The 11,838-nt window shown below is 69.1% G+C and carries 10 protein-coding genes and 1 pseudogene; 6 read left to right on the top strand and 5 right to left on the bottom strand.

The genetic code is table 11. The features are described from left to right. The first annotated feature begins 10 nt into the window (after nt 1-10). From ACIPN7_RS23250 to ACIPN7_RS23225, 6 genes and pseudogenes are all read left to right on the top strand, one after another. Entirely contained in the window at nt 11-853 is an 843-nt protein-coding gene (locus ACIPN7_RS23250; RefSeq protein ID WP_400547913.1) for an LLM class flavin-dependent oxidoreductase, read from the top strand. A gap of 19 nt (nt 854-872) precedes the next feature. After that, nucleotides 873-1,823: an alpha/beta hydrolase gene (locus ACIPN7_RS23245; RefSeq protein WP_400547910.1), complete on the top strand. Its 951-nt coding sequence runs from the start codon at nt 873-875 to the stop codon at nt 1,821-1,823. Nucleotides 1,824-1,875: 52 nt separating this feature from the next. Then, a pseudogene (locus tag ACIPN7_RS23240) lies at nt 1,876-2,037 on the top strand (SDR family oxidoreductase); the annotation flags it as partial. Nucleotides 2,038-2,281: 244 nt separating this feature from the next. Beyond that, nucleotides 2,282-4,042, top strand: coding sequence for an AMP-binding protein (locus ACIPN7_RS23235; protein ID WP_400547907.1), 1,761 nt, complete (start codon nt 2,282-2,284; stop codon nt 4,040-4,042). Then, nucleotides 4,039-5,382, top strand: coding sequence for a condensation domain-containing protein (locus tag ACIPN7_RS23230; protein WP_400547904.1), 1,344 nt, complete (start codon nt 4,039-4,041; stop codon nt 5,380-5,382). The genes ACIPN7_RS23235 and ACIPN7_RS23230 overlap by 4 nt, the downstream gene beginning before the upstream one ends. Further along, nucleotides 5,379-6,761, top strand: coding sequence for a condensation domain-containing protein (locus ACIPN7_RS23225; RefSeq protein WP_400547901.1), 1,383 nt, complete (start codon nt 5,379-5,381; stop codon nt 6,759-6,761). The genes ACIPN7_RS23230 and ACIPN7_RS23225 overlap by 4 nt, the downstream gene beginning before the upstream one ends. 12 nt (nt 6,762-6,773) lie before the next feature. On the opposite strand, the gene ACIPN7_RS23220 is transcribed toward ACIPN7_RS23225, so the two are convergent. From ACIPN7_RS23220 to ACIPN7_RS23200, 5 genes are read right to left on the bottom strand one after another with little or no spacing between them, the layout of a single operon-like run. Then, nucleotides 6,774-7,409, bottom strand: coding sequence for a TetR/AcrR family transcriptional regulator (locus tag ACIPN7_RS23220; protein ID WP_400547898.1), 636 nt, complete (start codon nt 7,407-7,409; stop codon nt 6,774-6,776). 58 nt (nt 7,410-7,467) lie between these two features. Then, nucleotides 7,468-8,298, bottom strand: coding sequence for a carbohydrate ABC transporter permease (locus ACIPN7_RS23215; RefSeq protein WP_400547894.1), 831 nt, complete (start codon nt 8,296-8,298; stop codon nt 7,468-7,470). Then, nucleotides 8,295-9,275 carry a carbohydrate ABC transporter permease gene (locus ACIPN7_RS23210; RefSeq protein ID WP_400547891.1) on the bottom strand — a complete coding sequence of 327 codons (981 nt, stop codon included), beginning with the start codon at nt 9,273-9,275 and terminating at the stop codon, nt 8,295-8,297. Before ACIPN7_RS23210 ends, ACIPN7_RS23215 begins: the two co-directional genes overlap by 4 nt. 2 nt (nt 9,276-9,277) lie before the next feature. Continuing rightward, nucleotides 9,278-10,645 carry an ABC transporter substrate-binding protein gene (locus tag ACIPN7_RS23205; protein ID WP_400547888.1) on the bottom strand — a complete coding sequence of 456 codons (1,368 nt, stop codon included), beginning with the start codon at nt 10,643-10,645 and terminating at the stop codon, nt 9,278-9,280. A 9-nt stretch (nt 10,646-10,654) separates the two neighbouring features. Then, nucleotides 10,655-11,506 (bottom strand): alpha/beta hydrolase, encoded by an 852-nt coding sequence (locus ACIPN7_RS23200; RefSeq protein WP_400547885.1) that lies wholly within the window; start codon nt 11,504-11,506, stop codon nt 10,655-10,657. Between the last annotated feature and the right edge of the window lie 332 nt (nt 11,507-11,838).

Genomic DNA, 11,838 nt, shown 5'->3' with positions numbered 1-11,838 from the left:
GAGGCAACACATGCTGCACCGACCCGTCACCTTCGGATCGTTCATCACCCCGGCCGCCAGCGATCCTCGCCGGGTCGTAGACCTCGCAGTCCTCGCCGAGGACGTCGGACTCGACCTGGTGACCTTCCAGGACCACCCCTACCAACCCGCCTTCCTGGACTCGTGGACGCTGCTCAGCTTCGTAGCCGCGCGCACGAGCACGGTCGAGCTGTCCGCGAACGTCACCAACCTCCCGCTGCGACCACCGGCGATGATCGCCCGAGCGACTGCGTCCCTCGACCTGCTGACCGAGGGCCGTATCGCTCTGGCACTCGGATCTGGGGCGTTCTGGGACGCCATCGCAGCGATGGGCGGACCACGCCGCACCAACGGCGAAGCCGTGACCGCGCTCGACGAGGCCATCACGGTCATCCGCGAGCTGTGGGACACGACCCGACCGGACGGCGCCCGCTTCCACGGCGACCACTACCTTCTCGACGGCGCCAAGCGCGGACCACGACCCGCCCACCCGGTGCCCCTCTGGCTCGGCGCCTACGGGCCCCGCACGCTCCGACTCGTGGGGACCCGGGCCGACGGATGGCTGCCCAGTGTCGGCTACCTCGGCGGCATCGACGCGCTCGACGCGGCACAGCGCCGCATCGACAACGCAGCCACCGAGGCGGGCCGAGAGCCGAGTGCGATCCGTCGCATGCTCAACATCGGCGCGGACCTCGCCGAGGAACGGCAACTGACCGCCCTCGCGATCGAGCACGGCATCGACACCTTCGTGCTGATGAGCGACGACCCGTTCCAGATCAAGAGGTTCGGCGAAGAGACCGCCCCTGCGGTCCGCGAGCACCTCACCAACGCCTGACATTCACAAGGAGACCGTCATGACCACCATCCCGCCGTTCGACCCCGAGCTCGCTCCGATCCTCGCTGCCAGCCCGATCCCCTCGACCATCACCGCCGACATGATCCCCGTGCTGCGATCCGTGCCGTTCACCCCGCCGATCGCCGACCTCGTCGCCGGCCGGCCCATCGAACACCGCGACATCGAGATTGAGGGACCAGGCGGCGGACGAATCACCCTCGCTGTCATCCGTCCCACCGAGCGCACCCCCGATGCGCCGGTCATCCTCTACCTGCACGGCGGCGGCATGATCATCGGTGACCGCTTCACCGGCATCGCACCGGTCCTCGACTGGGTCGAGACCCACGGCGTCGTCGCAGTCTCGGTCGAGTACCGGCTCGCGCCGGAACACCCGGCACCCGCAGGCGTCGAGGATGCGTACGCGGCTCTGCAGTGGATCGCGGATCAGGCGAGCGAGCTCGGAATCGATGCCCGCCGCGTGATCGTGGCCGGCACGTCCGCTGGCGGCGGCATCGCCGCCAGCACCGTACTTCGCGCCCGGGACGCAGGCGGCCCCGCCGTCCACGGACAGCTCCTGATGAGCCCGATGCTCGACGACCGCGACGAAACCCTGTCGACCCTGCAGTACGCCGACACCGGCTCGTGGACCCGCGTCAGCAACACGACCGGCTGGTCGGCGCTGCTCGGTGACCGCCGCGGCGGCCCGCAGGTCACCAGCGACGACGCGGCCGCGCGCGCGACGGACCTGACCGGGCTGCCGAGCACCTTCATCGATGTCGGTTCCGCCGAAGTCTTCCGCGACGAGGACACCGCCTACGCCAACAGCCTCTGGGAGGCCGGCATCGACACCGAGCTCCACGTCTGGGCGGGCGGCTTCCACATCTTCGACGGCATCGCGCCGGACGCGCAGATCTCCCGGGCAACCGTCAAGGCACGCCACACCTGGTTGCGTCGCATCCTGAGCCGATAGAGAGGTTGTACGGCAAGGCGCGCCCGCCCGGCAGGCATGCCGGGCGGGCGCGCCCGGGCAGCCCGAGGAGGCCGCCGCGGTCGTGGCGTTCCTCGCCTCGGAACAGAGCAGCTGTGTCGTTGGCAGCAACCTCTACGTCGACGGCGGCACCGATCAGGTCTGGGCGACGGGCCGGGGACCCCTCGCACGGCCCACATTCGGACGAGTGGCTTGAATGTGAAAGGATCGAAAATGCGCGTGAATGGGTGAAACGTGACCCGGTCGGGGTTATATTCCAATGCGGAGGGATTGAATCTGGATGTGGACGGATTGAATCCGTTTCCTCCGCGTGACCGGTCTGTGAACAATGGTCGATGCGCTTGAACCTCCCCATTTTTTCTAGGCATGATGAAAGTCATTCACCGAGACAAAAATGAGGGGTCCTCGTGAATCATCAGCCCATTGTCACTGTGATTGGCATGCTCGCGGCCAGGGCGGAGGAGAGGCCCGACGCGACCGCGATAGAGCTTGTCGGTGCGGGCCGGCTCAGCTTTGCGGCTTGGAACCAGCGCTCGCGGGCGGTCGCCCGCGGCCTCATCCGCAGGGGCGTGCGGCCCGGTGACCGGGTAGTCGTCCGCGCTTCCGGTGACTGGATCGCCTTCGCCGTCGGATACGTCGGTGTGCAGGCCGCCGGAGCGATCGCCGTGCCGGTACTGGCGTCCAGCAGCGATGAGCACATCGCTCGCGTCCACGCGGAGGCCGGGGCGGTCGGAGTCATCGGCGACGTTCCCGTGGGGCTGTGCCCGGGCTGGTCCCGGACGACTGACCAGATCGAGGTCGCCCAGCCGTCCGGTCCGACCGGGGTGGCGGTGAGCGGGGCGGACGACGCCGAGATCCTCTTCACCTCTGGAACGACGGGACGGCCGAAGGGCGTCGTGTCCACGCACGACAACCTCACGTACGCGATCCGGCAGCGAGGTGCAGACGTGCCCGCGCGGGAGGTGCCGGTGCGTACCGTCCTGCATGCGCTGCCGCCCGCGACGAACGCGGGGCAGAGCCTCATGCTGCAGACGCTGAGCGCGGCGCCGCACACCATGATCGTGCTCGAGAAGTTCGACGCCGACCGTGTGCTGGGTGCCGTGCAGAAGTTCAGGCCGGACGACGTGGTGCTGGTCCCCGCCTACGCGCTCGCGCTCCTGCGGGTCGAGGCGCGGTTCGACCTGAGCGCTGTGCGGCAGGTACGTACCACTAGCGCGCCGATCTCGGCCGCGACGCTGGCCAGGGTCGCCGAGCTCTTCCCGAACGCGAGCATCGTCAACATGTACACCTCGACCGAGAGCTGGCCCGCTCGCCTGCGGATGCGCTTCGACCCGGGTCGACCGTTCTCGCTCGGCCGGGCGCACGGCAGCAGCGAGGTACGCATCGTCGACGAGTCCGGTGAGCCGGTAGCCACGGGCGCGTCGGGATCGGTGCAGCTCCGGATCGACGGCGTGCGACCACGCCGCTACTGGAACGACCCGGATGCCAGCGCGAGCGTCTTCCGGTCGGACCTGTGGGTGAGTACCGGCGACGTCGGCCGTCTGGACGATGCTGGGTACTTCTACCTCGAGGACCGCAGCGCCGACACGGTGAACGTCGGCGGGCGGAACGTGTCCACCCTCGCCGCGGAGGGCGTCCTCGAGGAACATCCCGACGTGGAAGAGGCGGCAGCGTTCGGTATGCCGCACCCGACGCTCGGGCAGTACCTCGTCGCCACGGTCATCGGCTCCGCCGGGCTCGATCCCGACCAGGTTCGCTCCTTCGCCGCTGCGCGACTGGGGGAGACCGACGCGCCCAAGCGGGTCGTCCGGGTCGAGCAGCTTCCCCGGAACGCGCTGGGCAAGGTCGCCAAGCGTGAGCTGATCGAGACCGTCTCCGCTCTGCTCGCGCGAGAGGCTGGGCACGGCGGGCCGGCGAGCGACACGGAACGCGCGGTGGCGGCCATCTGGGGGCGGGCCCTCGATGTGGCTCCCGCCACGATCGGCCCGGACGCCGAGTGGCTGTCGCTCGGCGGATCGTCGCTCGAGGCGGCCGAGGTCGCGTTGCTCGTCGGTGACGAGCTCGGGCGTGACGTGCCCGAGCGGGTGCTGCACACGAACCCGACCCTGCGCGCCTACGCCGTCGCGGTGGACGAGGCGCCGCGGACCGACACGAGTCGGCTGCGACCCGTCGGACGCGCTGCCCGCGGGGTGACCGGATGAGCACACTGCACGCTGCGACGCACTATCAGCGTTCCCTCTACGAGGCGACCGGCGGGCGGGCCTCCGGCGTCAATATCGGCGCGGCCGTCCGGATGCGCGGCCAGACCGATCCCGACCGCATCTGCGCTGCGCTGGACGCGCTGACCGCCCGGCACGAGGCCTTGCGTACGACACTGACGCGTCAGGACACCGGCGGCACCGCACATCAGGTGGTCGGCGACCACTCTCCGTCGGACCTGCGCGAGGTCAGCGTCGCCGAGGTCGACGAGGACCAGCGGGAGACGGCCTGTGCCGCGCTCCTGCAGGCGGAGCTGCGTCGGCCGTTCGTGCTGGAGGACAGCCCTCTTGCCCGGGCGCTGCTGGTGACGCTCGCTGACGACGACCGGGTGTTCGTCATGGTCGCGCACCACGCGATCATGGACGGCTGGTCCGCCGGCGTGATCCGCGACGAGTTCCGGCACCTGTACGAGCACGGGACGAGCGCCACGCTTCCACCGCCCGTGCTCCATCTCGCCGACTACGCCGCGTGGGAGACCGAGCTGTCCGACGACCCCGCGACACGACAGCACTGGCGTGCTGCCCTCGCCGACGCCCGTCCCCGACTCTCCTTCCCGCAGGACGTGTCGGCAGTCGGGGCTCTCGCTCGCACCACGCCGCACCCGCTCCCGCTCGACCGCGGCCCGACGCTCGGCGCGCTGCACCCGCTCATGGTCGAGGAACGGGCGAGCACGACCGCCGTCCTGCTGGCCGCCCTCGCGGCGTCCCTGAGCGATCACGCGACGAACGAGCGGATCACGTTCGGCGTGATGCGGTCGAACCGCCAGCAGCGAGACATCCGTGCCACGGTCGGGTTCCTCGCCGGTCACGTGCCGGTCACGGTGGACCTGTCCGGTGACCCGTCGTGCGCGACACTTCTCGGCCGCACGGCCGACGCCTATGACCGTGCGATCTCGCGCCCGGCGCCGGTCGGCGTGCTCCGCGCGTCCTTGCCCGACACCGGCCGTGGGCCCTTGTTCGACGTCTCCTTGAACTACAGCCGCGGACAGCACCAGGCGGACGCGGTCGTCACGGGCGCGGGCATCGCGTTCTCACCGTTCGACCTCGCTCATGAGGAGCCCACCGACCACCCCTGGTGGGACGGGGCCTCGCTGCTGGACTTCCAGGTCAGCTCTGATCCGGCCGGACGGCTCTCAGGTGTGCTCGTGGCGGATGCCAACATGCTGGGCGACTCGGAGGCGGCCGGGTTCGCCGACCGCTTCACCGCAGCGCTGCGCAGGTTCGCCGATCGCCCCGGGGATCGCCTCAGCGACCTCCGCACGGCGGAGGAGTCGGCCCGGTGAGCGCGACCCCCGCCGGCGCCGAGACCGGAGTGCTTCCAGCTACCTATCTCCAGCAGGAGTGGGTCGCGGCAGTCGGCGGACGCGAGTCGAACCACAACATCCCGCACGCGATCGAGATCACGGGACCCATGGACCTCGACGACCTGTCCGCCGTGCTGGCGGCGCTGGTGGAACGGCACGAGACCATGCGCGCGGCATTCACGCACACCGAGACCGGGATCGCCCAGCGAGTCGTCCCGCCGTTTCGCCCCGAGTGGGGGTTCGAGGACCTCTCGCGACTGCCGCGACCGGCGCAGCGCGCCGCGCTCGAACAGCTCGCGGTCCGTTGCTGCGAGCAGGTGATCGACCTGTTCACCCCGCCGCTCTGGTCGGCGGTCGTGGTCCGGATGGCCCCTGAGCGCCACGTCCTGCTGACCGTCTGGCACCATGCCGTCTTCGACGGCTGGTCCAACGCGGTACTCTTCCGCGACTTCCACCAGCACTATCGTGCCCGGCTCGACCCCGGGTACCCGCCCCCGCCCGCGCCGAAGGTCCAGGCCGGCGACTACGCCGCCTACGAGCGCACCATCGGGCTCGGGAAGAACGCCGGGTTCTGGGGCAGGCAGTTCCCGGCTGATCCGCCACGCCTACCCCTGGAACGCGCAGGACAGGACGACCCGCTGTGGCTGCAGGCGCATCCTCTTCCGCTCGTGGAAGGGGAAGCGGCCGGCTCGCTCCTCCGGCTCGGCGCGGAGCACGGCGCCAAGCCCGGCAGCACCGTGCGTGCTCTGGTCCTGGCGTCGCTCACGCCCTACCTCGGCGACGACGTGATGATCGGCTGCGTCACGGCGAACCGGGACGCCCCCGGGCTGACCCAGACCGTCGGTCTCGTGAGCGACCACGTGCCCGTCCGGGTCGATCTGCGGGACAACCCGTCGTTCGGGCAGCTTGCCGGCCGCGTCCACGAGGCGACCAGGCAGGCGCACGTGCACCGTGTCCCGGTCGGGGTGCTTCGTCAGGAGCTGCCCAAGGCGGCGCAGAGGGACGGCTCGTTGTTCGACATCTCGATCAACTACATGCCGCACGCCCCGGGCAGGGCCCTCACGATCACGGCACCCGACGGCGGCAAGATCAGGATGCTGTCCCAGCCGCTACCGACCGATGCGCTCCGGCCGAGGATGGCGTCGGCATTCAGCGGGGCCGTGCCTCTCGGCTTTCAGCTCCGTCATTCGCACGAGGGTCATATCTCCGGCGACCTGTGGGCGCACCGCCCTGCGTTCAGCACGCGGACGCTCGACGAGCTGGCAGGGAATCTCGGCCGTACGGCGCGCGAGGTGCTCGCCTCCCCTGGGCGGGGGATCCGGGACCTTGCCGCCCGGGGGAGGGGCCAGTACAACTAGCCGCGGCCACGACTACGCCGCCATCGCCAGCCGCTGCTGGGCCGCCCACGCCTTCGCGGTCATGGCCACAGGGATCTCGGGGTCGAGCAACCAGGCGGTCTCCAGGCCGTTGATGAAGGCAATGATCTCGATGGCCTTGAGGCGGGTGTCGACGTCCGCACGAATCTCGCCGCGATCCTGGGCCGCCGCCAGGACCGAGCCGACCCGGTCGACGGTCACGTGGTACCGGCCGGCAAGCCGAGGGTGGAGAGCTCCGTCGTCGCCAAGGTTCTCGACGACCAGCACGGTGTGCATGCCCACCGCGTGGGAGTGGCTGGCCCAGCGGGTGACGTTGTTGGCGATGACGTCGAGGATGCCGAGGCCTGCGTCGGTGTCGTGCCACAGAACCTCGTCCTCGGCCTCGTCGCGCCGATCCAGCACCGCGTTGAGCAGTGCCTCCTTGCTCGAGTAGTGATAGAGGAGGCCGCTCTGTGAGACCCCGGCCTCGGCGGCGATCTCGGCAAGGTTGGTGCCACGGGATCCGTTGTGCGCCACGAGCCGAGTGGCGGCATCGACGATCAGCTCTTTTCGGGCCTTGCCCTTCGCTGAAACAGTTTTCTTGAAGCCCCCGGTTTCTTGTGCCGCCGCAAGGTGGTACTGCCGTGTCATATCCATATCCTATCGTCCACGTCGTGCGGTGCGATGGCCCGCCCGTGCGCGAGATACCTCATTTGACACCGCCCTGAAGAAGAGCTTTCACAAAGTGGCGCTGGAAGAAGAGGAATACAAGCAGGGAGGGGGCAATGATCAGCAACGATCCGGCGCACAACAGCGCGATGTTCGTACCGTGCTCACCCTGGAAGGCGCCCAGGCCGCCGGCAACGGTACGCATGGTCGGATCATCGATGAGCACGAGCGGCAGCAGGTACTGGTTCCAGGTCGCCAGAAAGAACAAGATCGTGAGTGCCGACAGGGCGGGCACCGCGAGCGGCAGCTGGACCTGGCGGAAGATCTGCCAGGTGGTGGCGCCGTCGAGCTTGGCAGCCTCGGTGAGGGCTGTCTCCACCTTGAGGAAGCTCGCTCGCATCCAGAACACCCCGAATGGCATGAGCAGTCCGATGAGAGGCAGGATGACGGCCCACCGGGACCCGAGCAGCCCCATGTCGCGAAGGTTGTAGTAGAGCGGCGTGATGAGCGCCTCGAACGGCAGGGTCAGCCCGACGAGCAGGAGGGCGTTGAAGAGTCTGCCGCCGGGCACGTCGAGCTGCGCGAGCCCGTAACCGGCCGCCGTGGCCATGGCGACGGCCGCCGGGACGACGCCGAGCACGATCAGGACGCTCGACTCGAAGAGCGCGAGAAAGTTCGCCGCGGTCCAGGCGTCGGCGAAATTGCTCCACTGCGGGTCCTCGGGCCAGGCGAGCCCTGGCGGCGTGCTGTTCTGTGGCGCGAGCGCGGCCGTGAGCATGCTGACCAGGGGCAGGATCGCGAACGCCATGAGCGCCAGCAGGATGACGACACGCGAGACGAGGCCGTGGCGGGTCGACGAAGCGGTGTTCACTCGTGCCTCCCGAGTCGCTGGATGGGCCAGATGACGAGCAGGACCAGGGCCGCGAGGAATACGGCCAGGGCCGAGGCCTGGCCGACCTGCTGCTCCAGGAAGGTGAGCCGGTAGATCTCCACGCCGGGCACCATCGTCTGGTACCCCGGGCCGCCCTGGGTCGCGATCTGGACGACGTCGAAGCTGGCCAGGGCGGCGATAGTGCCGATGGTCGCGCAGACCGCGATCTCCCCACGGAGCCCGGGAAGCGTCACCGCGAAGAACTCGGCGACACGGCCCGCCCCGTCCAGGCGGGCGGCCTCGTAGAGCGACGGGTCGATCTTGCCGATGCCGGACAGCAGCAGGACCGTGCAGAAGCCGAACGACAGCCAGAAGCCGATGATGCCGACGGCCGGCAGCGCGAAGGTGAAGTCTCCGAGCCACGCGCGCGTCGCGGAATCCAGGCCGACCGCCCTGAGCGACTGGTTGACGAGCCCGTCGGTGGAGAACATCCACGTCCACGCGATGCCGGCCGCCACCGGCGGCAGCACTTGCGGGATGAACAGCACGACCCGTGCCGTGGTGTTGAACGTCCCGACCCGGAGCTCTCGGATGAGGCTGGCCGCGACGAGCCCCAGGCCGACCGGAAGGACGGTGTAGAAGAAGATGAGGACGAACGCGTGGACGACCGACCCGAGCAGCTCGGGTTCGGTGAAGATCGCTCTCCAGTTGTTCAGGCCCGCAGGCGTCGCCGGCCCGATGCCGTCCCACTCGTAGAACGAGAACTGTACGGACTGGCCCAGTGGGTACAGCACGAACACGCCGTACATGACCAGCGCGGGCGCTACCCAGACCAAGGCGCCCCACCGCTGTGCCAGGCGCCGTCGCCGGGCGGGACGTGGAGGCGGGGCCGACTCGTCCGAATCGAGGCCCGGCTTCACCGCGGTCGAGTTCTTCACCAGGTGGCTCCGCGGTTCAGTACCTGCGTTCAGTGCCATGGTCACTTCTCCGCTTCACTCTCGTAGTCCTCCTGGATCGCCCTGGAGAACTCGGACGGCGACGTCTTCCCGGCCACGAGAAGCTGAGTCTGCGGGATCAGGGTGTTCGCATGCATCGACGCGGTCGAGTTCGACATGAAGTCGACGAGACCGTCGCTCTCCAGCAGCATCTGGAACGACTCGACGGTGCCGGAGACGAGGGAGCCGGGCTCGGAAGCGGGCAGAGGCGCGTCCGCCGGCCCGGCGGGTGGCAGGCCGAGAAGGTCGAGCGTGCTCTGGCGGGCGCCGTCATCCGTCTGGATGAAGTTCAGGAATGCGGCCGCCACATCGCGCTCGGAGGACATGGTGGGAATCGCCAGCACGCCGGCGGCGGTCATCGCGGTAAAGGGGTCACCGACCTCCTCGGGCGGGAACAGGAAGAACCCGATCTCGCCGCGGCCTGCTTCCTGGAGCGTCGGTGCCTGCCAGTTCCCGCTCGGAAAGAAGACGCCCTCACCTTCCGCGAACCTGGCGGGAGCCTGGGTCTGATCGATGCTGTTCACGTCCGCCGACAGATATCCCTTCTCACCCCAGCGCTGGAGCGTCGCGGCGGCGTCCACCAGGGCGGGTGTGTCGATGTTCGCGTCCGGCTGGTTGTAGTTCCAGTCCTGGACCACCTGGGTGCTGCCCGCATAGTTCATCTGGAGGTTCTGCAGCGGATACGCCAGCCCTCCGTCCTTGCCGTTGACCATGATCGGCAGGAGGCCGGCGGCCTTCGCCTTCGCCAGGTTCTCCTCGAAGGCGTCGAGCGTGGCGGGCGGCTCGGTCATGCCGATCTGGGCCGCAAGCGACTTGTTGTAGTACATGCCGGTCAGCCCGAACCCTGGCCCGGCGCCGTACAGGTGCCCGGTGCCGCGCTGCCGCCCGTCGTCGTCGACGCGGGTGGAGGCGAACTGCGACTGCGGCCACTCGGTCCACCCGTACGCCTCGGCGTACGGGTCCAGATTGGTCAGGAGCTTGTCCTTGACCAGGTTGCCGAAGGATGCGATCCGGACCAGGTCGGGCACCTCCGTGCCCGAGATCAGGCGAGGGACGTTCGTCGTCAGGCTGTTGAAGTCCTCGCCTGTCACCTTCACGGTGACCTGGGGATGCTTGCTGTTGAAGGCGTCGCCGAGCTCCTCGTAGAGCGCCACGTCAGGCGTGGAGACGAGCACGTCGAGAGTGACTGGAGCATCGCCGATGCTCGTGCTGACGCTCGTCGGCGTGTCGGAGAGAGGGCTCTGCGCGCCCGGGGCGCCGCACGAGGCCATGAGGATGGCAAGGACGACCGGCAGCGCGATCCGAAAGTACGGTCGCCTACCTCGCCGAGACAGGGTGTCGTTGGTGCGCATGGCAACTCCTCACGAGTGGGTTTCGGGCGGCCGGCGCGCGCCGGCCGTCTGCGTGCTGACCGCGAGACCCGCACGGTCTGGTACTTGGTGGCCGAACGCTCGCCGTAGAGCCGAGCCGGCCTTCTCCACGGCGTCCTTCGCGTCTGTCATGACGCCGAGGCTCTCGATGAACCCGTGGATCTGGCCCTCGTAGTCGTGGATCTCGACCGGAACCTGGTCCCTTCGCAACCGTCTGGCGTACTCGACGGCCTCTCCACGAAGGATGTCGTGCTCGGCGGTGATGATGACGGCTGGAGAGACGCCGCACAGCGTCTCGGCATGCAGCGGCGAGACCACCGGAGATCGCCGCATCAGCTGGTCGGGGACGTAGGCGTCCCACAGGTATCCGATTCGCTCGAACGCGGTTCTGCCGTAGCCGGCAGTCCCCGCGAAGTTCGAGTACGACTCCACGAAGCGACGTTTGGTCGTGGTGTCCATGGTGCTGTCCAGAACGGGGTAGACCAGCAGCTGCAGCGCCAGGTCGACCCGGGAGTCCCTTGCTCGGAGCGCGGCCGCCGCCGCGAGGTTGCCGCCGGCGCTGTCGCCCCCGACCGCAACCTTGGAGAAGTGACGCCGGGCCCAGCCGACGGCGGCCCATGAGTCGTCGAGCGCGGCCGGGAACGGGTGCTCGGGAGCGAGCCGGTAGTCGATCGCGAGGACGGCGCATCCGGCGCGGTTCGCGAGAGCTCGTGCGACGCCTTCGCAACAGTCCAGGTCGCCGAGCATCCAACCGCCACCGTGGATCCAGACCAGGACGTCTTCTTCGTCGTCCCGCGGTCGGTAGAGCCTTGAGGGAACCCCGCCGGCATCGACGGTCTCCACGGAGACCACGTGTTCCAGCGGACCGCGGACTGCCAGTACGTGATCGCGAGCTTGCTGTCGCAGTGCGGAGACGTCGCGACCCCAGTAGTTCACCTGGGGTGCGAGGGACCTGAGGTACCTCCGCACCTGCGCGTTCGGCGCGGGGCTGATCGGTGTCGCCATCGAGCTCCTCCTTGAGCTGGGTCGGCCTGCGGTGTCAGCAGGCAGGCAAGAGCGACCACTCCTTCGTGGGCTCTGGGTCTCGGTCGAAGCCTTCGGTCGTTCACCGGTGGTGGGGAACGTGTCGGCTTGCGGTCGATGTGTGCGGCACCCCTGCCGCCGGGTGAGCGGAC

The sequence above is a fragment of the Promicromonospora sp. NPDC090134 genome (assembly GCF_044746965.1).
Classification (GTDB): domain Bacteria; phylum Actinomycetota; class Actinomycetes; order Actinomycetales; family Cellulomonadaceae; genus Promicromonospora.
Note: the sequence above shows the minus strand (reverse complement) of the source record. Positions and strands in the feature narration are given on the sequence as shown.

Coding starts and splice junctions, on each gene's coding strand:
- ACIPN7_RS23205 (WP_400547888.1), bottom strand. CDS start 10,645: ATGCGCACCAACGACACCCTGTCTCGGCGAGGTAGGCGACCGTACTTT.
- ACIPN7_RS23220 (WP_400547898.1), bottom strand. CDS start 7,409: ATGACACGGCAGTACCACCTTGCGGCGGCACAAGAAACCGGGGGCTTC.
- ACIPN7_RS23245 (WP_400547910.1), top strand. CDS start 873: ATGACCACCATCCCGCCGTTCGACCCCGAGCTCGCTCCGATCCTCGCT.
- ACIPN7_RS23230 (WP_400547904.1), top strand. CDS start 4,039: ATGAGCACACTGCACGCTGCGACGCACTATCAGCGTTCCCTCTACGAG.
- ACIPN7_RS23250 (WP_400547913.1), top strand. CDS start 11: ATGCTGCACCGACCCGTCACCTTCGGATCGTTCATCACCCCGGCCGCC.
- ACIPN7_RS23235 (WP_400547907.1), top strand. CDS start 2,282: ATGCTCGCGGCCAGGGCGGAGGAGAGGCCCGACGCGACCGCGATAGAG.
- ACIPN7_RS23210 (WP_400547891.1), bottom strand. CDS start 9,275: ATGGCACTGAACGCAGGTACTGAACCGCGGAGCCACCTGGTGAAGAAC.